General features: G+C 36.1%; 24 protein-coding genes. 17 read left to right on the top strand and 7 right to left on the bottom strand.

The features are described 5' to 3' along the window. Positions 1–145 precede the first annotated feature (145 nt). The 4 genes from ACQUQZ_RS01205 to ACQUQZ_RS01220 all read left to right on the top strand — a co-directional run bounded on the left by ACQUQZ_RS01205 (position 146) and on the right by ACQUQZ_RS01220 (position 6,212). The gene (locus ACQUQZ_RS01205) at positions 146–3,187 is read left to right on the top strand and encodes a WD40/YVTN/BNR-like repeat-containing protein (protein WP_435352787.1); all 3,042 of its coding nucleotides are present in this window, start codon (positions 146–148) and stop codon (positions 3,185–3,187) included. Between the two features lie 75 nt (positions 3,188–3,262). Then, a complete protein-coding gene (locus tag ACQUQZ_RS01210) occupies positions 3,263–4,195 on the top strand; it encodes a 3-keto-disaccharide hydrolase (RefSeq protein ID WP_435352788.1) in 933 nt (310 codons plus the stop codon). A gap of 93 nt (positions 4,196–4,288) precedes the next feature. After that, positions 4,289–5,278, top strand: a complete 990-nt coding sequence (locus ACQUQZ_RS01215; RefSeq protein WP_435352789.1) for a CobW family GTP-binding protein — start codon at positions 4,289–4,291, stop codon at positions 5,276–5,278. 49 nt (positions 5,279–5,327) lie between these two features. Then, positions 5,328–6,212, top strand: coding sequence for a hypothetical protein (locus ACQUQZ_RS01220; protein WP_435352791.1), 885 nt, complete (start codon positions 5,328–5,330; stop codon positions 6,210–6,212). 64 nt (positions 6,213–6,276) lie between these two features. Here ACQUQZ_RS01220 and ACQUQZ_RS01225 read toward each other — a convergent pair whose 3' ends face one another. Beyond that, positions 6,277–8,217 carry a KUP/HAK/KT family potassium transporter gene (locus tag ACQUQZ_RS01225; protein ID WP_435352793.1) on the bottom strand — a complete coding sequence of 647 codons (1,941 nt, stop codon included), beginning with the start codon at positions 8,215–8,217 and terminating at the stop codon, positions 6,277–6,279. A 311-nt stretch (positions 8,218–8,528) separates the two neighbouring features. Between ACQUQZ_RS01225 and ACQUQZ_RS01230 the strand changes: the two genes are divergently transcribed. The 6 genes from ACQUQZ_RS01230 to ACQUQZ_RS01255 all read left to right on the top strand — a co-directional run bounded on the left by ACQUQZ_RS01230 (position 8,529) and on the right by ACQUQZ_RS01255 (position 12,016). Then, a complete protein-coding gene (locus ACQUQZ_RS01230; RefSeq protein ID WP_435352794.1) occupies positions 8,529–8,879 on the top strand; it encodes a hypothetical protein in 351 nt (116 codons plus the stop codon). A gap of 19 nt (positions 8,880–8,898) precedes the next feature. Then, entirely contained in the window at positions 8,899–9,261 is a 363-nt protein-coding gene (locus ACQUQZ_RS01235; protein WP_435352795.1) for a hypothetical protein, read from the top strand. 61 nt (positions 9,262–9,322) lie between these two features. Beyond that, on the top strand, positions 9,323–9,799 hold the full coding sequence (locus ACQUQZ_RS01240) for a DoxX family protein (protein ID WP_435352796.1): 477 nt from the start codon (positions 9,323–9,325) through the stop codon (positions 9,797–9,799). After that, positions 9,796–10,155 carry a hypothetical protein gene (locus ACQUQZ_RS01245; RefSeq protein ID WP_435352798.1) on the top strand — a complete coding sequence of 120 codons (360 nt, stop codon included), beginning with the start codon at positions 9,796–9,798 and terminating at the stop codon, positions 10,153–10,155. Before ACQUQZ_RS01240 ends, ACQUQZ_RS01245 begins: the two co-directional genes overlap by 4 nt. A gap of 4 nt (positions 10,156–10,159) precedes the next feature. Further along, positions 10,160–10,837 (top strand): GIN domain-containing protein, encoded by a 678-nt coding sequence (locus ACQUQZ_RS01250; RefSeq protein ID WP_435352799.1) that lies wholly within the window; start codon positions 10,160–10,162, stop codon positions 10,835–10,837. A gap of 54 nt (positions 10,838–10,891) precedes the next feature. Further along, entirely contained in the window at positions 10,892–12,016 is a 1,125-nt protein-coding gene (locus ACQUQZ_RS01255; RefSeq protein WP_435352800.1) for a helix-turn-helix domain-containing protein, read from the top strand. A 63-nt stretch (positions 12,017–12,079) separates the two neighbouring features. On the opposite strand, the gene ACQUQZ_RS01260 is transcribed toward ACQUQZ_RS01255, so the two are convergent. Both ACQUQZ_RS01260 and ACQUQZ_RS01265 read right to left on the bottom strand, forming a co-directional pair. Continuing rightward, positions 12,080–12,847, bottom strand: a complete 768-nt coding sequence (locus ACQUQZ_RS01260) for a DUF547 domain-containing protein (protein WP_435352801.1) — start codon at positions 12,845–12,847, stop codon at positions 12,080–12,082. An 88-nt stretch (positions 12,848–12,935) separates the two neighbouring features. After that, entirely contained in the window at positions 12,936–14,048 is a 1,113-nt protein-coding gene (locus tag ACQUQZ_RS01265) for an acyltransferase family protein (protein WP_435352803.1), read from the bottom strand. Positions 14,049–14,246: 198 nt separating this feature from the next. On the opposite strand from ACQUQZ_RS01265, the gene ACQUQZ_RS01270 reads away from it, so the two are divergent. Both ACQUQZ_RS01270 and ACQUQZ_RS01275 read left to right on the top strand, forming a co-directional pair. Continuing rightward, positions 14,247–14,765, top strand: coding sequence for a GNAT family N-acetyltransferase (locus tag ACQUQZ_RS01270; RefSeq protein WP_435352804.1), 519 nt, complete (start codon positions 14,247–14,249; stop codon positions 14,763–14,765). Next, complete coding sequence (locus tag ACQUQZ_RS01275; RefSeq protein ID WP_435352805.1) at positions 14,762–15,280, top strand: GNAT family N-acetyltransferase; 519 nt, start codon at positions 14,762–14,764, stop codon at positions 15,278–15,280. Before ACQUQZ_RS01270 ends, ACQUQZ_RS01275 begins: the two co-directional genes overlap by 4 nt. A 96-nt stretch (positions 15,281–15,376) precedes the next feature. On the opposite strand, the gene ACQUQZ_RS01280 is transcribed toward ACQUQZ_RS01275, so the two are convergent. Further along, the gene (locus tag ACQUQZ_RS01280) at positions 15,377–15,826 is read right to left on the bottom strand and encodes a GatB/YqeY domain-containing protein (RefSeq protein WP_435352807.1); all 450 of its coding nucleotides are present in this window, start codon (positions 15,824–15,826) and stop codon (positions 15,377–15,379) included. A 124-nt stretch (positions 15,827–15,950) separates the two neighbouring features. On the opposite strand from ACQUQZ_RS01280, the gene ACQUQZ_RS01285 reads away from it, so the two are divergent. The 4 genes from ACQUQZ_RS01285 to ACQUQZ_RS01300 all read left to right on the top strand — a co-directional run bounded on the left by ACQUQZ_RS01285 (position 15,951) and on the right by ACQUQZ_RS01300 (position 19,265). Beyond that, on the top strand, positions 15,951–16,553 hold the full coding sequence (locus ACQUQZ_RS01285; protein WP_435352808.1) for a hypothetical protein: 603 nt from the start codon (positions 15,951–15,953) through the stop codon (positions 16,551–16,553). Continuing rightward, a complete protein-coding gene (locus ACQUQZ_RS01290) occupies positions 16,462–17,178 on the top strand; it encodes a pyridoxine 5'-phosphate synthase (RefSeq protein WP_435352809.1) in 717 nt (238 codons plus the stop codon). The genes ACQUQZ_RS01285 and ACQUQZ_RS01290 overlap by 92 nt, the downstream gene beginning before the upstream one ends. A gap of 123 nt (positions 17,179–17,301) precedes the next feature. Beyond that, positions 17,302–18,321 (top strand): tRNA 2-selenouridine(34) synthase MnmH, encoded by a 1,020-nt coding sequence (mnmH, locus tag ACQUQZ_RS01295; RefSeq protein WP_435352810.1) that lies wholly within the window; start codon positions 17,302–17,304, stop codon positions 18,319–18,321. Positions 18,322–18,443: 122 nt separating this feature from the next. Next, positions 18,444–19,265 carry a T9SS type A sorting domain-containing protein gene (locus ACQUQZ_RS01300; protein WP_435352812.1) on the top strand — a complete coding sequence of 274 codons (822 nt, stop codon included), beginning with the start codon at positions 18,444–18,446 and terminating at the stop codon, positions 19,263–19,265. Positions 19,266–19,392: 127 nt separating this feature from the next. On the opposite strand, the gene ACQUQZ_RS01305 is transcribed toward ACQUQZ_RS01300, so the two are convergent. From ACQUQZ_RS01305 to ACQUQZ_RS01315, 3 genes are all read right to left on the bottom strand, one after another. Further along, entirely contained in the window at positions 19,393–20,199 is an 807-nt protein-coding gene (locus ACQUQZ_RS01305; protein ID WP_435352814.1) for a crotonase/enoyl-CoA hydratase family protein, read from the bottom strand. An 86-nt stretch (positions 20,200–20,285) separates the two neighbouring features. Beyond that, positions 20,286–22,673 carry a M1 family metallopeptidase gene (locus ACQUQZ_RS01310; protein ID WP_435352815.1) on the bottom strand — a complete coding sequence of 796 codons (2,388 nt, stop codon included), beginning with the start codon at positions 22,671–22,673 and terminating at the stop codon, positions 20,286–20,288. Between the two features lie 83 nt (positions 22,674–22,756). Continuing rightward, a complete protein-coding gene (locus ACQUQZ_RS01315; RefSeq protein WP_435352816.1) occupies positions 22,757–23,350 on the bottom strand; it encodes a HupE/UreJ family protein in 594 nt (197 codons plus the stop codon). 144 nt (positions 23,351–23,494) lie between these two features. On the opposite strand from ACQUQZ_RS01315, the gene ACQUQZ_RS01320 reads away from it, so the two are divergent. Beyond that, a complete protein-coding gene (locus ACQUQZ_RS01320) occupies positions 23,495–24,610 on the top strand; it encodes an alkane 1-monooxygenase (RefSeq protein ID WP_435352818.1) in 1,116 nt (371 codons plus the stop codon). Positions 24,611–24,664 lie beyond the last annotated feature (54 nt).

A 24,664-nucleotide genomic window follows, 5' to 3' on the forward strand; every position in this document is an offset into this window, starting at 1 on the left:
TGAGGGAACAATGGATTCTTAACATTATATTTTTCGACTTAAGTCGAAAAAGCGTGCTTTTTATCACTTGTTCCCAAAGGCACCCATTTCAGTGAGTTTAAAAAATAAGATTTAAAAGTATGGTCAAACACTTCAAACATAAAAAATGAAAAAACAACTAACCCTAATCACCTTACTATCAATCACTTGCTTTGCTGGGTTTTCCCAGAAAAAGAAGAAAGTTACAGCCGAAACAGCCCCAGTAATCGCAGTCGATGCCATTTCTCCAACATCAGCTACTGAGCGAATGGCGGGCTACGAACAACGCAAAAAACTGCAAGAAGCATCGCTTGTCAAAAATTTGAAGTTCAGAAATGTTGGACCAACAATTATGAGTGGACGAATTGTAGATATTGATGCAAATCCTGAAAACCCAACAGAGTTTTATGCAGCTTATGCCTCTGGCGGACTTTGGCATACGGTCAATAATGGGCAATCCTTCTCTCCAATTTTTGATAATGAAGCCGCTATGACAATCGGTGATATTGCCGTTGATTGGAAAACTCGCACGATTTGGATTGGTACGGGCGAAAATAATTCAAGTCGCTCATCATATTCCGGCGTGGGAATGTATAAATCTACCAATAACGGCAAAACATGGGAGTATCTTGGCTTGCCAGAATCTCACCACGTTGGTAGAATCGCTTTGCACCCAACCGACCCAAATATTGCTTGGGTTGCAGTTTTGGGACATTTATATTCGCCAAACAAAGAGCGTGGCATGTACAAAACCACCGATGGCGGTAAAACTTGGAAACAAACACTTTACATCAATGAAAATACTGGTGCGATTGACGTAAGAATTGACCCAAATAATGCGAATACTCTTTACGCTACGATGTGGTACAAAGAGCGTACAGCATGGAATTTTGTAGAAGGTGGCAAAGAATCGGGCATTTATAAAAGTACCGATGCGGGCGAAACTTGGAAATTGATTTCGGGCGAAGGTAGTGGCTTCCCGACGGGTGCGGGCAATGGTCGTATTGGTTTGGCGGTTTACCCAAAAAATCCGAATATCGTTTACGCAATCATTGATAATCAGGCAAATAGACCAAAGAAAGAAGAAAAAGAAGATGCCAGCCGACTGACCACAAAAAGAATGAAAACTATCACCAAAGATGAGTTTTTGGCTTTGAGCGATGCCACTATCAATGAATATTTAGATGGGCAAGGTTTTCCTGAAAAATTTACTGCAAAGGTTTTCAAAGAAGACCTAAAGGCTGACAAAATCAAAATACAAGATATTTATGAATACACCTATAATGGCAATAACGATTTATTCGATACGCAAGTAACAGGTGCTGAGGTGTACCGCAGTGAAGATGCGGGAGCAACGTGGAAACGCACTCATGCTGACTATTTAGACAATATTTACTTTACTTATGGTTATTATTTTGGGCAAATTTGGGTTGATCCAACCGATGACAAGAAAATTGTAATTGTGGGTGTGCCAATCGTACGTTCGGAAGATGGTGGTAAAAGTTTTAAAAGTATCGAACGAGAAAACGTACACTCTGACCATCATGCTTTGTGGTTCGACCCGAAAAATCCGAAACATTATATCAACGGAAACGATGGTGGAATCAACATTACTTATGATGATGGTAAAACTTGGTTCAAGGCAAATTCAATTCCTGTGGGGCAGTTATACCACGTTTCGGTCGATATGGCCAAGCCTTATAATGTGTATGGTGGCTTGCAAGATAATGGCGTTTGGTTTGGTTCATCAACCAATTCATTCGATTATAACTATGGTATCTTCGATAATGGCGATGGCTATAAATTCCTACTCGGTGGTGATGGAATGCAAGTACAAGTCGATTGGCGAGACAATAACATTGTTTATGCAGGTTTTCAATTTGGCAATTATTTCCGAATCAATAAAGCTACTGGTGAAAGAAAAAGATTGGAAGTGCCACGTGAATTAGGTGAAGCACCTTTCCGTTTCAACTGGGAATCTCCACTTACGATTTCTCGCCACAATCAAGATATTATCTATTTTGGTTCAAATAAATTCCACAGAAGTTTCGATAAAGGCGATAATTTCAAAACCCTTTCGGGAGATTTGACTCGTGGTCGTAAAGAAGGTGATGTACCTTTCGGAACACTCACAACCATCGAAGAATCACCAAGCAGATTTGGCTTGATTTACACAGGCTCGGATGATGGTTTGATTTATGTAACGAAAGATGGTGGTTATACTTTCACCAAAATTATGGACAAACCAAATCTTTGGATAAGTGGCATTGCTGTTTCGGCTCATGCAGAGGGAACGGTTTATGCTTCATTAAACGCTTATCGTGGCGACCATTTCAAACCTTATTTGTTTGTTTCGACAGATTACGGTCAAAATTGGCAAGTAATCGGCACTGATTTACCAGCCGAGCCAATCAACGTAGTAAAAGAGGATCCGAAAAATGCTAATATTATTTATGTCGGAACCGACAACGGCTTATACATTTCGATGGATAAAGGTAAAACTTTTATGCGTGGCAATGGCGACGGAATGCCATGTGTATCAATCCACGATTTGGTGATTCACCCAAGAGAAAACGAATTGGTAGTTGGCACGCACGGACGCTCGATTTATATTGCTGATGTGAAGCCTCTACAAGCATTGAGTAGCGAGGTTTTGGCCAAAAATATTCACGTATATGATTTGCCAGTAATCAATTACAATGCTTCGTGGGGAAGAATGTTTGATAAATATGCCGAGCCAGAAGAGCGAAAGTATAATATTACTTACTATGCAAAAACGGCAGGAAAAGCAACGATCAAGATTCAGACTGACAAAGGATTAGTTGTAAAAAATATTATGGATGAAACCGAAGTGGGTATAAATAACGTAAACTTCGACCAAGCAATTGATGTAGCTACTAAAGGTGAATACGAAAAGTATTTGAACGATGTAAAGAAAAAAGACGATAAGGAAATTAAGTTAGAACCTGCCGACGATAAGAAAATTTATTTCCGCCCAGGCAAATATAAACTTATCATCGAACTTAACGGCGATAAAGTAGAAAAAGACCTTGAAATCAAAGCATCGGAGCGTCGTTCTCGTCGAGCCATGAGTCCGAAACCAACAGCTTCACCTGAAGAATTTGAAGAATGGTACGAAGAAATGGGTTTTGAAGAAACGAAGAAGTAACTTTGTAGCACAATTTAGAAAATTGTGCTACAAAGTTAATTTTAAACATATTTTATATTCAACCAATAAACAATCATGAACAAACGTATTGTAAATTTTTTTGGAGCAATCCTCATCAGCAACTCTCTCATGGCACAACTTGCCCCAATCAAAAGCATAGAAGGCCGTTGGGACATTACTATCACCAAAGGCGATAAGAAAGTGCCTTCTTGGTTGGAAGTAAATCATTCAGGTGTGAAATACCTAAATGGTCATTTTGTGGGAGACGGCGGAAGTGCCAGACCGATTTCCCGCATTAATTTCGCTGATGATAAAATGTCATTCTCAATTCCGCCACAATGGGATAGAGCCGAAAAAGACTTGTCAGTAGAAGCTATTTTGAAAGATGACAAACTAACGGGTACAATGAACACGCCAAGTGGCGAAACTTTGAGCTGGGTCGGTGTAAGAGCTCCGAAACTAAATAGTACGATAAACCCTGTTTGGGGAACGCCAATCAAACTTTTCAATGGTAAAAACCTTGATGGCTGGCAAGTTGTAAGTGGTGAAAACCAATGGGTTGTAGAAAACGGTATTCTAAAAAGTCCAAAATCGGGTGCAAATCTTCGCACGGTTAAAACCTTCAAAGATTTTAAGCTACACGTTGAGTTTAAGTATCCAGAAGAAAGTAATAGCGGCGTTTATTTAAGAGGACGCTATGAAGTGCAAGTAACTGATAGTAAAGGTCGTGAGCCACTAAAAGACCAATTAGGTGCAGTTTATGGCTTTATTGCTCCGCTCGAAATGCCAGCAAAAGCTGCAGGCGAATGGCAAAGTTTTGATATCACTTTGGTAGGTAGAGTTGTGACTGTTGTTCTGAATGGTAAAACAATCATCTACAAAAATGAAATTCCAGGAATCACTGGCGGTGCGTTAGATAGCAACGAAGGCGAGCCTGGTCCAATTTTCTTCCAAGGCGACCACGGCCCAATCGAATACAGAAACATTGTTATTACACCAGCGAAGTAAACTTTTTTACATAAAAGGTGTTATTTTTAAGGAAGGCTTCACTTTATGCGAGGCCTTCCTTTTGATTTTATATCACCAAAGAATCCTCTCTTTATGAAAATACCAGTAAATATCATCACGGGTTTTTTGGGTGTGGGTAAAACTACCGCCATCAAACATATTCTTTCTAATAAACCCGCCAATGAGTGTTGGGCAATCATTATCAATGAATTTGGAGCAGTTTCGATTGACCATACAGCCATTGACGAACAAGATGGGCTAACTATCAAAGAAATAGCAGGTGGCTGTATTTGCTGCACTGCTAATGTGCCAATGCAAGTAACCCTTACTTCAATTTTACGTAATCAAAAGCCCGACCGAATCTTAATTGAGCCAACAGGTATGGGGCACCCTGCCAGTATTTTAGATTTATTGCAAAGCAAATATTTGAAAGATATTCTCGAAATTAGAGCAACGATTTGCTTAGTTGACCCACGTCGTTGGGCTGATGCAAATGTGCGTTCGCACGAAACTTTCCAAGACCAAATCAATTTAGCAGATGTGCTGGTGGCTAACAAAGCTGATTTGGTAGAAGAGGAATTGGCCGAAAAATTTAAACTTTGGGCAAATAGCTTATTTCCACCAAAGTTATTGATTGAGTCAGTTGCTACTGGCGAAATAAATGTAGAGTGGCTTGATATTAAGCCATTTGCAGATCGAAAGGCAGAATTCCCGCAAGCTCATTCGCACGAACATCATCACCACCACGCAGAAGAAACGCTCGAAATTCCTGAAGTCGGTAAACCCATAAAAAAACTAAGCAAAGGCTTAGGAATGTATAGTTGTGGCTGGATTTTTTCGCCAGAAGAAGTCTTTAGTTTGCCAAAATTGCGTCAGTTTTTTAGTACACTTCAAGGCATTGATAGGGCCAAAGGTGTTTTCCGAACGGGTAAAGATTGGGTACTAATCAATGCCGTTGACCGAGAGTTTTCGGTACAATATATCGCTTATCGCCGAGATAGTCGCATCGAACTGATTGCCAATTATGATTTAGATTGGTTGGTGTTTGAAGTGAAATTGAAAGAATGTTTGGTCGAGAAGTGATGTATTTTTGATACAAAAATCTTATCTTTCAATTCAAAAACATTAAATTATGAAAAAAGCACTTCTATTACTTTTACTTCCGTTGCATTCGATTTATGCTCAAGTTAAATCAGATACTATTGCTTTTACCTTAAATAAACAAAGCAATATTTGTATCAAAGCACGCATTGATAATTCTGATACGCTGACGTTGATGTTTCATACTTCAGCATCTGATATTACTTTAACCCGTGAGGCTATCAAAAATAAGATTACCATTAAATTAGATAAAACCGACGAAGTACAAACATGGGGTGGAATAGCAAAGTCTGAAAATAGCAAGCATCATACGCTCTTTATCAATCATTTAGTTTGGAATGATATGACCGTTTTTGCTGACGATAATTCAGGAGCCGACACTGATGGGAAGTTTGGCTGCGATATTTTCAAAAACAAAATTGTAATTGTTGATTATGATAAAAAACGCATGATAGTTTCGGGAAATTTGCCCCAAAAACTACATAGATACGCTAAAATGTCGATGAACTTTGATAGAGGGAGTATGTATATCGAAGGAACACTTAATACTGGAAAAATAGCTTATAAAGATAAGTTTATGTTTCATACTGGCTATGGGCGTTCTATTTTACTTGACCCTAAAATTGCTGCGAAATACAAAATGAATGCTCTCAAAACCATCGAAAATTCAGAATTAAGAGATTCGTTCAACAACGTTATTAAGATTGAAACAAAAGAAATACCTGAAGTGGAAATTGGTGGAAAAAAGATAAAAAATGTGCCATTAAGTATTGCAGCACAATCGTCATCAATACCAATGAAAGTTTTTGGCAACGATTTATTGAAACGTTTCAATGTTATTTTCGATTTTCAGAAAAATGAAATCTATTTCAAGCCTAATCGACTTTGGGATATGGCATATTTTCGAAAATCGTAGCCACCAAAAAAACGGAGACTTCCCAAAGCCTCCGTTTTTTATATGCTCATTGTTTATTGAATGATCAATCTTCTCTTTCCAAAATAATATCATCAATTGGACGAAGCAGAAGTGGCACTTTTTCTACTTTAACATTGCTTGTATCTAAACCAAACCATTTATCTTCCGAATTTGTAAAACCTTTAATAAAGAAATAAGCCTCCATCGTCAGGCGTTCCCAGAAAGGAAGTTTGTTTTCGTTAGATAAGTAGCGTTCTAATACAACAAACCTAAAATCGCCAATTACGTTTTGTTTTTGTAATGATTCGTATCTACTTCTAATATCAACCTCTTTTCTTTTTACCATTTCTTCAATAACTTTTTTGAAATAAAGGTTGATTTTTTGTTCAACTCTAAAACCCAGTTTGAAAGTTACCTTTATAACATCATCTGGTTCAATGATGTTGACTTTATATTTCATTGTATAAGGTTCATCGGTAATATCAACATGAATAAACCAATAAATATCAGCACGTTTTGGACGTTTTTCAAAAATAGAATACATCACTTTTGACTCAATTTCTGTTACTCGATGAGCATTGCTCATATAAACCAAGTGCGTAGCATATTTCTGTACTGAATCATCTATGCTCAATCCCTTCAACCCAACCAAATACTTGTCCAGTTTTACAAATTCAGTCAAACGGTTTTTAATGATATTTGACCTGTACCAAATCACCATTACCAATGCAATAATTGAAGCAATAAGCACTGATACCCAGCCGCCATGTGTAAATTTAAGCATATTTGCTGCCAAAAATGCTCCTTCAATAAGTATATAAACCGACAAAAACGCCACAATCCAAAGTTTATTGAAACGGTGTGTATAAAGGTAGTAAGCAGCTAAAATCGTTGTCATTAGCATTGTAAGCGTAATGGCCAAACCATAAGCCGCTTCCATATTAGCTGATTCTTTGAAATACAATACAACACCAATACACCCAGCCCACAAAAGCCAGTTAATACTTCTGATATACAATTGACCTTTATGATCGGAAGGGTATTTCAAGCGAACTTTTGGCCAAAAAGTAAGGCGAATTGCTTCAGAAATGAGTGTATAAGAACCAGTAATCAAGGCTTGGCTGGCAATAATTGTTGCCATTGTTGCAATACCAATACCAATCAATAAAAACCAATCAGGCATTAGTTGGTAAAATGGTTTACGAGTACCCAAATATTGCCCGTGCATCGAAATTGCCCAAACCCCTTGCCCAAAATAATTGAGAAGTAGGCATATTTTTACAAAAACCCAGCTAATTCTGATATTCCCACGCCCACAGTGGCCTAAATCGGAGTATAAAGCCTCAGCTCCAGTTGTACAAAGAAATACTGCTCCTAATAACCAAAAACCGTCATGATGGAAGAATAATAAGCGATAAGCATGGTAAGGATTAATGGCACTAAAAATAGCTGGTTCTTTGATAATTTGACGAATACCCAAAATAGCAAGCATCGAAAACCAAATAAACATGATTGGTCCAAATGCTTTTCCAACCACATTTGTCCCAAAAGCTTGTACCAAAAATAGCGTAGTGATGATTCCAATAATAATAGGAATGGTTTTTATTTCTGGGTAAACCAATTGTAAACCTTCAATGGCAGATGAAACTGAAATTGGTGGTGTAATAATTCCATCGGCAAGTAAGGCACTTCCTCCGATGATGGCTGGAATTACCAACCATTTTGCGTGCCTTCTGACAAGTGCATAGAGAGCGAAAATCCCTCCTTCACCATTATTATCAGCTCTTAAAATTAAGAATACGTATTTTAAAGTTGTTTGAAGCGTAAGAGTCCAGAAAATAAGTGATAGCGAACCAAAAACTATTTCATCATCAATTTTTTCTTTGCCAATGATGGCTTGCATTACATAAAGTGGTGAAGTTCCGATATCTCCGAAAATAATACCGAGTGTAATAAGTAATCCAGCAGCAGTTACTTTGTCAAGATTTTTATGATTTTGACTCATTATTGAACGACATTTAGTAAAAAAGTGTGCAAATGTACTTTTTCGTATCAATCGACAATGCGTTTTTTTAAGAAAAAATAAGTTTTAATATAAAAAATGTGTAAATTATTAAAATAGTAAAAAAATATAACAAAAAAATACTATTCTAACTCATGGCTCAATATTTGCACTTTATCTTTTAAAGTTCTTCTATTAGTACCAAATGATAATCTGACACGTCTCAAATCATCTTCTGCAACGCTCCTTTTTTTATTTTGTTTCAACTTTGTCGCATCAAATCGCACCGAAGCGTTTTGCAAAAACAATACAAAATGAAAAAGCTATTATTAACATCTCTTGCTTTTACTTTATTTTTCACTTCTTGTAAAAGCCTAACTTCAACCACTTACATTAAATCAAAGGAAAGTTTTGTTTTGGGAAACAACACACACGGAGAATTTTCGGTAAGACTTAAAAATGCCTCTACCAGCAATTTGGAAATTTGGAGAACTCCGATAGATGGTGGAAAACATTCACCATTGACAGTAAAACCCAATGAAACTGTAAAAGTAAATGTAGAAAAAAATACAGCTTTAAGAATTGAAAATAAAGCAAATGAGCAAGCAGTGGTTGAGCTTCTTGTGAAAGGTGATACAGGACTTTCGATGGGGTATAAAAACTAATTTTCACATACAAAAAATCATGAAAAAGCAAAAAACAATCATCGCAATTATAATCATTTCATTGACTTCTTTTTCAGTAATCTTTGCTCAAGATAAGCCTAAAAAGCAAGTAACTATCACATTTAAAAATAATAGCATTTTACCACGGAAATACACTTTTGTAACCTATTGGACAAAAGACCGCAGCAATAATGCAACTGAAGGAGTCGTATTAGCTCCATACGCTACAAAAACAATTACTGACGTGGTAGGTACAGAGCTGTTTTTGGCTAATTCAGCTCAAATAAATACTGTAATGAGTGGAAAAAAAATAGAAGATAAAGCGTTTTGGGTTTTTAAAAATGAAGATAATGGTAAAACCATCAATCTAAGAAATGATTAATCATAAGTCTCTCCTGTAATTGACTACAAAATCGAACTAAAATTATCAAAAATATTAAAAAATGACAAAGCTATTACAATCAATTCCAATGCCTCATTGGATACAGGACTTTTTATTAATGATTCCACGTGGAGTCTGTGGATATTTACTAACATCAAATTTCGGTGCAGCTAAATTCGGGCTTCCATGGTCGCCACCCGACAATAATCTTGGATTATTTGAAGTAGCTTTTTGGTTCCCAAATGATGTATCTACTTATGGTGGCATTTTTGCACTATTTCCTGCTTTTTTTGCTTGGATGGGTGCATTTAGTGAGGCTGTTGGAGGATTATTTTTATTATTTGGTTTTCAAACTCGTATCGCCTCTTTCTTGATTCTATGTACAATGCTCGTGGCAGTTTTTATGCAACAATTTAGCAATGGTATGTGGAATATGCTTCCTGCAACGGGTTTTCTTTGGGTAAGCCTTTATACGATGATTTTAGGCTCTGGTCGATTTGGGATTGATTTTATAATTACTAAAAGTTTAAGCAAATGAAAAATAAAGTTTTAATCGGGATATTGCTGTTTTTTACATGGAGTTGTGTACAAAAATCGTATAAAAGAACAGTAGTTTTTACGCTTGATGTGAGCAATTTGAAAAATATAAAGACCGTAGGCTTACGTGGCGAAGGAAAACCACTTACTTGGGATAATGATTTAGCAATGAAACCTATCAAAAAAGATAGTCTTTACGCCATAAGCATTACAGCAATGACGGGCTATAAATTTATTGATGTAAAGTTTGTAGTAAACGGAGAATTTGAACTTCAAAATAAACCAAATAGAAGAGTTATTTTTAATGAAAACGGTGTTACTAACTACGATGCTATTTTCAATATTGAAAAAAAATAAAAATATGAAAAAGTTAATATTAATCATCTCACTTTTGAACGTATTTTGCATAGCAACTTACGCCCAAAAAGGCCCATTAAGAGGCACAGGAAAAATAATATCGAGAAATTTCGACATCAAAGGTTTTGATAAAGTTTCGTTTGAAGATTTTGATGGGAGAATTGAGGTAGAAATCGGTAAGCCGTTTTCTATCAAAGTTGATATTGACGAAAATTTAGAGCCAAGATTAGAAATAAAAAAGCAAGATAACGAAGGACAATTAGTCATTCGTTTGGCGGGAAACTATAATGGAAAATTGTATTTAGAAGATACCCATATCAAAATTAGAGTAACAATGCCCGAAGTATCAGTAATTCAGCACCGAGGCAATACGAATGTAAACATTACTGGAGTTTTGGGACGATATTTTAGGTTAGAAAACGATGGTAATGGTGATGTCTCGTTACAAGGAGTAGTGGATGAACTTGATATAAAAAAAAGTGGAAATGGCGAAGTAAGGGCTAAAAACCTTGTATCAAAAATAGCAAAAGTAAAAAGTTATGGCAATGGTAATGTAGCTGTCAATGTACAAATTTCCCTTTCAGCCAATGGAGCTGGAAATTGTAGTGTCATGCAATTTGGTACAGGAAAAATTGAAGCAATGTCAGGAATAATCGGCAACGGAGAAGTGAGAAAAATGTAAATAACAAAACAAAAGAGATGACAAGTAGTTTAAAAAAAGAACAAGTTCTAAAATATGTCTTTATACACCACTCCGTTACAATTTGGTTATTTTTTAGCATTACTTTTTGCAGTGTTGCTTTGGTATAGAGGTTGGCATGAAGAACGCCTTTCCGATAAATTCTTAGGTTTTGTCATGTTTTTTTTGGCGATGGAAATCCAAGATTATACGTTTGGCTTTTCTGGAATAAATATTTTATGGGAAAAATTTGAAGGCTTTCCTCGCTACTTTACTTTGGCTTTTGCACCAACCATTTACTTTTATTTGAAAGCTCAAATCAATCGAGACTTTCGTTTCAGAGGAATTTATTTTCTGCATTATTTACCATATTTTACCTATTTTCTAATCAATTTTTGTGTTTTCGTTCAAGGAAAAGTAGCTGTAAATCATTTTAGAAGTTCAGAGATTTCTAATTGGTTGGGTTGGCTGGAAACCATAACGATTTGGACATCATATATCTATTATTTTTACCAATCACTTCGTATTTACAAAGAATATCGTAGTTGGACAGAAACACAATTTTCTGATATTGAGACAATTAGCTTCGTTTGGTTGCGAAACTTTATTTATTTAATTATTGCTGGAGAGGTTTTCAAATGGTGCTGGTTTGCTGCTGATTATATCATTGATTTGCCCTTTGAAAAAGATTGGTGGTGGCATTTATTTACGGTTGTCATTATTTGTTATGTGGGTATAAAAGGCTATGCACAGCACCAGCCTTTGCGTTTAACATATAATTCAAAAAGTGTTTTGCAAGAAGAAATAAAAATGCAAAATATGATTGAAACACCAACTGACTTGAAGGAAGAACAACTGGCAATGAAACTCAAAATTGAAAAGATTATGCTGCAAGATAAACTTTATCTTGAGCCAGAACTTTCCTTGAGCGATTTAGCATTAAAACTAAAAACCAATACATCAGTCTTGTCGTCAGCAATTAACTCAAATTTTGGTAAAAATTTCAATGATTTTGTGAATGAATACCGTGTAGAAGAATTCAAAAAGCAAATCAAACTGTCTGAAAATCAGCATTATACACTTTTGGCAATTGCTTTCGATTGTGGATTTAATTCAAAAGCAACATTCAATCGGGCATTTAAAAAATTTACAGGACAAGCACCAAGTAGGTTTGAAAAATAACAAAAAGCAGTTTCTCAATTGAGAAACTGCTTTTTTTGCCCCCTTAAGATAGCTTGGAAGAGGTTAATATTTTCCGTTCAACTCCCAATTATAATCTAAATGCGAAATCTTAGCATCCTTACTGGCTTTTACTTTCGCATATTTATTAACCCATTCGATGATTGGCATTTTGTCTTTAAAATCGCCACCATACCAATTGAAAATATTTGAAAGTTTAGCTTCTTTGGTAGAAACTTGATTTTTATACGAATCATTTATGAAATCTACCCCTTGGTCATCTAATTGTTGGTTTAATTTTGATGCCACATAAGCCTCATTGCGTAATGGTGGACAAGATTTTGCCGCACAAACTAAGGCAAAGTGAATGCGTGGTTCGTTGAAATCTTTGCGAATTATGCCATGTTCGATATTATTCAAATCCATTTTTTTGCCACCAATATTGATGAATTTTACATCCCAAGGAGTATTGACAAATGGAATTTTGATTTTATCTCCAATATCTTTGATACTTTTAATTTTGTATTGTGTATTATCCAAAATCAACTGAATAGTGAAGGCATTATAAGCATTTATCCAATAGGCTAATTTTTCCTCTTTGCTCCATTTGTCGCCAGGAGCATTGTTCTCAATCAAAGTGAGGTATTTTCTCAATTCTGCTTGTTCTTTCTTGAAACCCGCATAGTCAACAGAGCCCTTGGCATCGACATATTTTTTCAATAAACCATTCCATATTTCATGGCTTATTGGTTCGGCCGTTGAAGTGGGAGCATTTACGGCAAAACAACTACTCACCGTAAAAAGAATGATACTTAGCAAACTTGTAATTTTCATGTTTTCGAATTTTTATGATTGGCATAACATTTTATATAAATACGTTTTATATGCCTAAAAAGTTTGTAATCATTCAATAACAAATTTACTAAACTCTTAAAAAGAGTTTATGACGGTACATAAATCTTAAAAACAACCATTTAACCAAAATAACACAGGCGACAATCACAACTTCGTAGTAGTTTTCACCGAAAAGTTGCCCAAGCCAACGGAAAAGCCCCTCTGCTGTATAGTACCAATCTATAAATTTAACAGATAGATAGATTAAGATAGAATTCATACCGATGACGGTAAAGAAAAAAGCCCAACGTTTGTATTCCATCACATCAATAATGAAATAGAAAATAGCTAAAAGTATAAGGCTACATCCACCAGCGTAAAGCATAAATGAACTTGTCCAAAGGTTTTTGTTGATAGGGAAAAACATGTCCCATGTTCCACCAACAATCAAACAAATAATGCCACCAATAGCAATAAAAGCAGCTTTTTGTGTAGGAGTTTTATCTGTATTGTTTTTCAAGAAATTTCCCGCAAAAATGCCTAAAAGTCCTGTACATATTGCAGGAATGGTAGAGCATAGGCCTTCTGGGTCATGAATAACTAAATGTAAACGTCCAGGAAGAACACTACGATCGAACCAAGAAGCAAAATTACCAGCCATCGTCAAATCACCTGCTGGAAAACCAGGGGCAGCATTGAATTTCAAGAGTAACCAATAGCCAATCAAAATTCCAGCAAACCATACATATTGAAAGCGTTGACTCGCATATAGATAGATAATACAAGCAAACATATATGCCAAGCCGATTCTCCCTAATACACTTGGAAAGCGAATATGAGAAAGTTCTTTTAATTGCAGACCATTATTATAAATGATACCTAAAAGCACTAAAATAAGTCCTCTTTTGATGATTCGGAGTAAAATTTTCTTGTTTTCTATGCCTTTATCTACTTCTCTACCAACGGAATAAGGTGTAGAAACACCAGAAATAAATAAGAAAAGAGGGAAAATTAGGTCGTAAAATCGGAATCCATTCCAAGCAACATGAGAGAGTTGAGCTGCCATCCAAATGGCTGCTGGATGCTGGCTCGCTTTCATGAGTTCATGAATGAAATCTTCACCGCCCATAATCCAAAACATATCAAAGCCACGAAGGGCATCAAGCGAATAAAGCCTTTGCGAAGGGGTTGAGTTACTCATTTTTAATGTAAGATTAGATTTTAATGTAAGATTAGTTTGTGTTAGGGTAATATTTCAAAGATAGAGAAAATTACAGCATGATTAAAAAGATTTGTGAGATTTATAAGATTGGACTTTAGCGAACTTTCAATTTCTTGTTTTATTTCTAATAAGTTTTCATTTGTTTTACAACTTGTAAAGAAAATATTTTTTTAACACATGAATTTTCAATTTAGATTAGCCAAATTTGAAGATGCGGCTGCGATAAGACAACTTTCCGAAAAAACATTTCGTGATACATATACAATTTATAATACTCCTGAAAACATGGAGCAACATGTTGCTAAAAATTTTGCATTGCAACAAATTGAAAAAGAATTACAAGATGCTGATAGCCAATATTTTATAATTGAATCCGAACAAGAAATAGTGGCTTTTGCAAAGCTTGTAAAAAATCACACGACCAAAGGTTTAGAAGGTGAAAATGTGGTTGAAATAGAAAGATTTTATGTTGATAAAACATTGCAAGGGCAGCAACTTGGCAGAAAGTTAATGCACTTTTGTATAGATTGGTCAATCAAAAATAATTTTGAAATCATTTGGCTGGGTGTTTGGGAAAACAATGCCAATGCCATTAAATTTTACCAAAAAATGGGTTTTGAGTTTTTGGACAAACATACGTTTGTATTGGGAACAGAAGTACAGACAGATTTTACGATGAAAAAGAACTTGAAATGACCTTAGAAATTCAATCAATCACACTTGCCGACCTCGAAACTTTAGTCGAAGTAGCTACCCAAGCATATTTTGACCATTACAAGCATCTTTGGTATGATGAAGGGGCTTGGTATGCTCATAAATGTTTTAATATTCAACAACTATCAGAAGAAATTATTGATAAAAGAAATCTCTTTTTCATGGCAATCTTTCATGAAAAACCAGTAGGTTTTTTGAAACTTCGCCCCGAAAATCAATTAGCCGAACAAGAAGGAAATGGTTTTGAAATTGAACGAATTTATCTTACCAAAGAAGTGACAGGCAAGGGTATTGGAAGAAAATTAATGGAATTTGCTATTGAAATGGCTGTTCAGCAAAGTAAAGATTATGCGTGGCTCAAAGCAATGGATAGTAGTCACGATGCAATCAAATTTTATCAAAGTCTCGGTTTTCAAATCTGTGGAACTGCTCGCTTAGATTTTGAACAAATGAAATCTGAGTTTTTAGGGATGGTAGCGATGAGGAAAAATTTATGAATGACGAGTTAGGAATATTTTAAATACCAATTGCTTAATTATCAGTCAATTACATTCGTTATTCGTAACTCGTCATTCTCAATTCGTCATTTGCTCTTATGCCAACAATGCCTTCACCATAGCAGAAATTGCTTTTCCGTCGGCAAGACCTGCTAATTCTTTTGAAGCTACACCCATTACTTTTCCCATATCAGAAGGGGCAGAAGCACCTACACGAGCGATTATTTCTTGTAATTTTGCTTTTAAATCGTCTTCTGATAATTGTTTTGGCAAAAACTCCTCAATAACAGCCAACTCAGCCAGCTCTTTTTCTAAAAGGTCAGGACGATTTTGTTGACGATAAATATCTGCCGAATCTTTTCTTTGTTTAGCTGCTTTTGTAAGCAATTTCATCTCTTCATCCGAAGTCAATTCACCTGCTTTTCCTTCTTTGGTTTCTTCCAACAAAATGAATTTTTTGATGTCTCGCAAAGCCATTAATCTTACTTGTTCACGGGCAAGCATGGCTGCTTTAATTTGAGCATCAATCTCTGTTTTTAATGACATAATTTTAATTATTTATTGTACTATTTTTATAATATTTGCGATTTCAACTTTTTTATATCCGCTTGATAATTTTTGGAACAGCATTTGATAAGCCTATGATAAAACATAACCAACCCATACGAACATGCGTGTCTTTAGTCAAACAGCTATCAGTATTTTACTGCTATTTTCAACTGCTTTTGCCACACCTCAAAAAAGTGGCTCATTTCACTTGATTCAAAAGCGTTATGCCGAAATTCAACAAAAGCTTAAAAATCAACAGTACACCATCCGACAAATTTCAGACAAACGTTTTGATGATGTTGTAATCGCCTACTTTCAGAACAACCGAATCGAGTTAATCGTTTCGGAAACTTTCGGAGAAGTGGGCAAAATTAGGCACGAATATTATTTTGGTAAAAACGGGGAACTCATTTTAGCTTCAAATCAGTTATTTCAGTACCAAAGCGATGCTAATGCAAATGCCGACAAAAATTTGGTAAAAGTAAGCGAAAATAGCTATTATTACCAACAAAAGAGACTTGTAAAGTGTGTAAACCATAATTTAAAGGTTGTGCAGGCCGATGCAGTTTCTCGAAGTCGTTATTTACTTGGTAAAAGTTTGATACTTACCAAACAGATTAAAGAGCAAAATGATGACAAAATTATCGGTCAATATCAACAAAATAGCGACCTTACGCAATTCACGAGGAGGAAATCAGCCGAATGTAGTTCAGGTTGCGATTGATTGTGAAAAATTCGGGGCAGAGGGCATTACTGTTCATCCTCGCCCCGATGAACGCCATATACGTTACCGTGATGTATATGATTTGAAAGAAATAGTTACGACCGAATTTAATATTGAAGGCAATCCGACCGAAAAAAAATTCGTTGAGTTGGTTCTTGCCAACAAACCTACACAAGTTACCCTTGTCCCCGACGCACTTAATGCTATTACTTCCAATGCTGGCTGGGATACTATCAAGCACCGAGAACAACTCAAAGATTTAGTAGCAACTTTCAAAAGCGTAGGTTGTCGAGTGTCGATTTTCGTTGACCCTATCGAAGAAATGGTCGAAGGTGCTGTCGAAACAGGTACTGATAGAATCGAACTTTATACTGAAAGTTATGCCCATGATTACCTTACAAATAAAGCAGAAGCCATCAAAAATTACGCCCATGCTGCCAAAATTGCCCAGAAGGTTGGACTTGGTGTAAATGCAGGACATGATTTGAGTTTAGATAATTTGCGTTATTTCAAAGAAAATATTCCTAATCTTCTCGAAGTCTCTATCGGACACGCACTTATTTGCGATGCACTTTATTTAGGTTTAGAAAATACAATTCAGCTATATTTGCGAGAGTTAGAGTGAAAAAGCTTATTAGCTGTTAGCGTTTAGCTCTTGGCTATAAGAGCTTTTTATACCTCTCGAAGTTGAATAATTTATTTAACAAAAATGCTAATTGCTAACAGCTAATCGCCAAAAGCTAAAAAGATGATAAAACCACTTCCTGTTGAGCAGTTTCTTGAAAAGGCTAAAACGCAGCCTATTATTGACGTTCGTTCGCCAGGTGAATATGAGCGTGGGCATATCGTTGGTGCGGTTAATATTCCTTTATTTGAAAACCATGAACGAGCCGAAGTTGGCACTCGCTACAAAAAAGTAGGAAAAGAATCAGCTTTTTTGATGGGATTAGATATTGTAGGACCAAAGCTTTCAGGATTTGTTAAAAAAGCTAATAAAGTTGCTCCTAATAAAGAAGTTTTGGTGCATTGCTGGCGTGGGGGCATGAGAAGTGGAAGCTTTGCAACCTTGCTCAATTCGGCAGGAATGAAAGTATCCACCATGATAGGAGGGTACAAAGCATATCGAAATTATATTTTAGATGAATTTCGCAAGCCGTTGAATATCATTGTTTTAGGTGGAAAAACAGGTAGCGGAAAAACGGAGGTTTTGTACGAATTAGAAAAGCAAGGTGAACAAATTTTAGATTTAGAGGGCTTGGCAAATCACAAAGGCTCTTCATTTGGAATGTTGGGACAAGCTCCACAACCTATGACCGAACATTTTGAGAATATGCTTTATGAAAAATTTTCAAAGCTTGATACAAATCGTCGTATTTGGGTCGAAGATGAAAGCCGAAATATTGGTTGCTGCAATATTCCAGATGGACTTTGGCAGCAAATGCGAGTAGCAAATGTTGCTTTTATTGATGTGCAGAAAGAAATCCGAATCAAGCGTTTGGTGAATGAATATGCACAATTTTCGTTTGAAGAATTAAAAACAGCTACTGATAGAATCTTAAAACGCCTCGGTGGCCAACACCACAAAGCTGCTCTTGAAGCTCTCGCTCAAGGCGATTTTTCAATAGGAACAGACATCGCCCTCACTTACTACGACAAGGCCTATCTACACGGACTTTCTAAAAGAGAACCTTCTAAAGTAAAGACTTTTGAAATAAATGAAAATAATCCTATCGCAACTGCAAAGAGGATTCTCGAAGCGACTAATTGAGGAATTTTAACATATTTTAAGACTTTTTAACGCTCTATATGCTACCACTTCGCTAAGTTTGTGCAACGTTTTGTTTGTGCAACCGTCATTTTAGTAAATTTTCAATAAAAACAACAAAAATTATGAGAGCTACTTTAAGTAAATGCTTGAAAGTCAGTGTTTTGGGGCTTTTGGCAATGGTGCCTTTTATGTCTTTTTCTCAGGGTAAAAAAGATAAGGTTCGTATCAGAATAGAGCAAGAAATTAATGGAAAAACTAAAGTTGATGAAAAAATTATTGATACTTCTGGCATGTCTGATGGACAAAAAGAAGATGCGATTCAGAAATTCCAAGATTCGGTTTTAGCAGAAAATAAAGGTAAAGTGCAAGGCATGAAAATCGAAGTGGAAGATGAATCGGACAATAAAAAAGGTGAAAAAAGAATTGAACGTAACTATAATTACAATAATGATAATGGTGATGAAGAAATTGTCATTAGAGACAAACCACGCGTGAAAGTTTATCGCAGAAATGGCAGAGACGGAGGTGAGTTTTTTGATAGTGAAGATTTTTCACGTGAATTGAATGGAAACATGGAAAGTCTAAAAGATAACCTCAAAAATATTGGTAAAGATTTAAAGTTTGAATACCGAACAATTCCTGATGGATTTTTCTTTAATGATAATGGAGGCTCGTCTGCTAAAACTGTTCGTGGAGTAGAGGTTTTCCCAAATAATCCTAAAACCGAAATTTTGAATGTGAGATTCAATGCTCCACAAAAGGGCGATGTAAGCATAAAAGTATTAGATGTAAAAGGAAGTGTAGTAGCTAAAGAAGAAATCAAAGACTTTTCGGGCGAATACGTAGGACAAATCAATATTGGCAAACAAAAAGGTACAATCTTCGTAATGATTACGCAAGGCGAAGACGGAACAGTGAAAAGAGTAGTTTTGCCTACGAATTGATAATATTAGTCGATGGTCAATAGACGATATACCATAGTTTTTTTAGAAGTAATAAGTTGATAATCAAACAGTTAATCTAAAAAATTAAAATAACTATCGACTACGGACTATTGACCATCGACTAATATTAATTCTCAAAATTGGCATCTCTCTTTTGCATCTTAGCTGTAAATGCTTCTTGCAAATCATTGGAAAGCAACATGGCTGCATTCCAAGTTGCCATATAATTGAGTCCGTCGGCTACCGAATGGTCACGAGTATGAAGTAAAATATGTTTTGTTCCACGAATTGATAAGGGCGATTTTGAAGCAATCATTGTTGCTATTTTCATTATCTCTTCCATCATATTTGCTTTATTTTCAAAAGAACGATTCACGATTCCTATCTTTTCTGCTTCTTTTCCTTCTACATTTCGGCCTGTATAAGCCATTTCTCGCACCAATCCATCCCCGATAAGTTTTGGTAAACGTTGCAACGTTCCTAAATCGGCCACCATTCCCATATCAATTTCTTTAATGGTAAAATAGGCATCATCGGTGCAGTAACGTATATCGCAAGCACAAACTAAGTCGATTCCACCACCAATGCAACCGCCATGAATAGCAGCTAAAACTGGTTTTGAGCAATTTTCAATGGCATTAATTGGAGCTTGTAGGCGAAAAACATCTTTTCGCACTCGCTCACGGCGACGTGCGTCGCAAGTAATATTTGTTTGAGAAACCGACATCAGCAAGCTCAAATCAATTCCTGCACAGAAGTGTTTGCTTTCACCACCTTCTAAAACTACCACTCGCACTTCTGGGTTTTCATCAAGGTATTCAAAAACTTCAGTTATTTCGTCCCAAGCAGTTTGGTTCAAAGCATTGGCTTTTTCTGGGCGATTGATAGTTACATGAGAAATATGGTTTTCGATAGATAGTTTTAGGGTTTGCATGATGGTTTTTGATTTGTTGTACAAAAAACGGTGAAGTCGTTTGAATGACTTCACCGTTAAAATTAAGAATTTTTACTGAATTTTTCTTATTTCTTATCTCCACTCGTCTGCGTACCAGCTGGTTTGTTTTTCAATGCTTCTTGCATTGGGTTTAAACCACCACCGCCACGACCAAAGCCCGTTTGCTTAAATGCTTGGAAACGAGTTGGTTGCTCTGGTTCTTTCGGAAACGCATTATCAGAAGTATCAATATCAGGAATTTCGTGATAAGGGTCGAGTTTGAATTTGACTACTTTTTTAGTAGTAATCAATGTTTTCTTCACATCTTTGTCATTCAAACGCCATATTTCGGCTGGAATTCTTACATCTTCGCTTGTGCCATCTTCAAATACCATTTTAATAATGATAGGCATTATCAGACCGCCTTTGTTTTTCAAACTTACTACATAAAAGTTTTTGCCTTCTTCCAACATTTTTCTATCACTTTCTTCTAAACTCGCCAAATATTGCTCATATTTTTTCTTATCAGCATCAGTTACGGCATATTTATCATAAGTATTGTAAAAATCCTTCATCGTTGGGTCAGCTTCTACAACTGTTTCCTTGATGTCGGTTTTGTTTCTGATATTGCTTAAAGTTTGAGCTTTTGCTTCGGCATCAGCTTTGGCTGTGGCTTTTTGTTTGGTTGGGTCTTGGCTATCAATTCCGTACCATTCTACATTAGCAATCGCTTGGTCGGCAGGTTCAACACCATAAAACCAACCTTTCCAAAACCAATCTAAATCAACACCCGAAGCGTCTTCCATTGTACGGAAAAAGTCGGCAGGTGTTGGTGATTTGAAAGCCCAACGGCGTGAATATTCTTTGAAAGCATAATCGAAAAGCTCACGCCCCATGACACTTTCACGCAAAATATTTAATCCAGTAGCTGGTTTTGAGTAAGCATTTGGACCAAATGTTCCAGGTAAAATATTATCTGAGCTACTCATGATAGGGTTTTGCTTTGCCGCATCGATTTTCATATAGCCAGTAATTGATTGTGGTTCGATGCCACCCACAGGGAAGTTTCTGTCCCATTCTTGCGAAGCCAAACATTCTAAGAAAGTATTCAAACCTTCATCCATCCACGACCATTGACGTTCGTCAGAATTGACAATCATCGGGAAGAAATTGTGTCCAACTTCATGAATTACTACCGAAATCAAGAAGTTTTTTGTACCTTCTGAATAAGTACCATCTGGCTCAGGTCTTGCACCGTTGAAACTCATCATTGGGTATTCCATGCCACCTACCGAACCATGCACCGAATAAGCAACAGGATAAGGATAAGCTACGCTACGTTTTGAATAACTTGTCAAAGTATGTGCCACCAAGCGAGTTGAATATTGTCCCCAAAGTGGATTTGCTTCTTTTGGATACAACGACATTGCCCATACTTTTTTGCCTTCTACGTCAACTTGCATAGCATCCCAAATAAATTTGCGAGAAGCTGCGAATGCAAAATCACGGACATTTTTTGCTGCATAAATCCAAGTTTTTTTGCCAGTTGGTTTGCCTTTTTCAGCAGCTTCAGCTTCTTCTTGTGTTACAATCGCAATTGGATTTTTGGTATTTTTTGCTTGTTCCCAACGCTTGATTTGTGTTGCTGTCAATACTTCTTTGGCATTTTGTAGTTCGCCTGTTGCTCCAACAACCATGTCGTTTGGTACGGTTAGAGCTAATTTATAATCACCAAAAACCAAAGTAAATTCACCTTGACCTAAAAATTGCTTGTGTTGCCAGCCATTTACATCATCATAAACAGCCATACGTGGAAACCACTGAGCAATTTCATACAATATATTTCCGTCTTTCGGGAAAAGTTCGTACCCACTTCTTCCACCTGTTGTTTTGAGGTCGATAATATTAAATTTCCAATCAACTTGAAGTGTGAAAGACATACCTTTTGCCAAAGGAGTTGGCAAATCGACACGCATCATTGTTTCGTTTATCGTATATTTCAAATCTTTGCCTAAAGCATCTTTTACTGCTGAAATTTTGTAGCCGTAATCTTTGTCGTTAGCACCAGCCATTGTGCCAAGAGCATTGAAACTTGCTCCAGAGTTTGGATTAAGTGCTGATTGACGAGAGTTATTACTCAACGAATTTTTAGCAAAAAGATTTTGGTCGAGTTGCAGCCACAAATAGCGTAATTCTTCGGGAGCATTATTGGTATAAGTGATTTTTTCTGATGCAGTAATTGATTGTTTTGCATCATCCAACTCAGCTTTGATGTCATAATCGGCTTTTTGCTGCCAATAATCTTTTCCAGGGCTACCTGCCGCTGTACGATAGGTGTTTGGTGTTGGCAAAGCTGCTCCCATTTGCTCAAAACGAGTATTGGCATTATACTCAGTCGTTGCAGCAGGACGCTGTGCAATCGCAAATAAGGTAAAATGTAGAATAATTACTGTAATAATAGACTTTTTTCTCATGTTTTGATGAAGGTTTGTTTTTGCGAAGTTAGGAAAAAAATATTTGATGCTTATCACGCTATTTGGGTGATTGTAAAACAATTTTAAAAATACCATTTTTCGGTCATTAATTTAAACGCTACGCCCGCTACAAATGCCGAAAGGACAAGGTTCCAAGTATGTTTTTTTACTTTAAAACCGTCTAAAAGTAAGAAAGATAGACCAATTGACATACTTACGATTACTAATTGCCCAAATTCCAGTCCAATATTAAAAGCCAATAATTGTGGAATAATATTTTCGTCTTTACCCAATAAACTGCGTAAATAATTTGAAAAACCCAAACCGTGAATTAAACCGAAACTCAAGGCTAAAAAATAACGAGAAGGAGAGAATTGCTCTGGGTCGAGTACACTTTCGGTACTTCTATGAAAAAAATTAGAGATGCACGTAACAACAATAGTGATAGGGATCAAAAATTCGACAAAATCGGTGCTATAATTAATCATTTTTAAAGCAGCCAAAGCGAGTGTAACCGAATGCCCAATCGTAAATGCAGTAACAAGGTACAAGATTCTTTGCCAGTCGGTTATTCGATAAATGGCACATAATGCCACTACAAAAAGAATATGGTCGTAGCCGTTAAAATCAGTAATGTGTTTATAACCAAGTTGAAGATAAATAAAAAATTCATTCATAGTTTTTGATAATTCAACAGAGAGATATGCTGTTATAAGTAACTGATTATCAGTATAATAATTTAGAGTTTTTTGGATATTTAAAACAAATTTACAAGATTTGTGTTGGATAATTTACAAGTATTTTGAATAAATTACGAAACAATGAACATTAGAAAAAAAATAGGCTTTGCGTGGGGCTATTCATTTATTGCCTTCTTTCTCTTGGGATATTATTATATCAGCCATAATTGGACTTTTTTTGTGTTTCTGTATGCCTATTTATTCATACCAATACTTGATGAATTAGTTAGTAGAGACTCACAAAACGCAAGTGCCGAAGAATACGAAAAACTTATCAAAGATCGCTATTTTGATTTTTTAGTTTATTCGCATGTTTATATACAATATTTTATGTTGGCGTGGTCTTGTTATATTCTTACGCAAGATAATCTTAGGTGGTGGCAAGTTGTTGGGCTAATGCTCAGTCAGGGTGTTTATGCTTCGACTATTATTAATGTTGCACATGAATTGGGGCATCGAGCAAGTCCAATAGCACAGTTTCATGCTCGTATGGCTTTAATATCAGTATGTTATATGCACTTTTTTATAGAGCATAATCGTGGACATCATGTGCATGTAGCAACGCCACTCGACCCTGCAACTGCCAAAAAGAACCAAACTATCTTTTCTTTTTGGAAACAATCTTTAGTTGGGGGGTTCAAGAGTGCTTGGATTATAGAGAAAAAATTAATCGAAAAGAAAGGGAGAGAAATTTGGAGTTGGCAAAATGAGATGATTTGGGTGGTGGTTTTACCAATTATCCTTTGTGGTGTTTTAACGGTGATTTATAGTGAAGTTTCTGGAAAAATAGAATGGATTGTGCCAATTTTCTTTATTATTCAGAGCATCATAGCCATTCTTTCTTTAGAATGTGTCAATTATGTTGAGCATTATGGGATTGTACGCCGAGAAATTGCTGAAGGAAAATACGAAAGAGTGAATCCACTTCATTCTTGGAATGCCAATCATTTTTATAGTAATCTGATGCTTTTTCAATTGCAACGCCATTCTGACCATCATGCTTATGCTTCTCGACCGTATCAGGTTTTGCGTCATTTTGATGAAAGTCCACAATTACCTTATGGTTATACAATGATGATATTGATGTCGCTCGTGCCACCGATTTGGTTTAAAGTAATGAACAAACGGCTGGAAAAATGGCAAGAAAATAGTGTTGATACCGAGCAAATAATGAAGATTGTGAAGCAATTTGCTTAAACCAAAAAGCCTTCTTGATTTATCAAGAAGGCTTTTTAAATATCTTTTTTGCAA

The organism is Emticicia sp. SJ17W-69, assembly GCF_051209875.1.
Taxonomy (GTDB): domain Bacteria; phylum Bacteroidota; class Bacteroidia; order Cytophagales; family Spirosomataceae; genus Emticicia.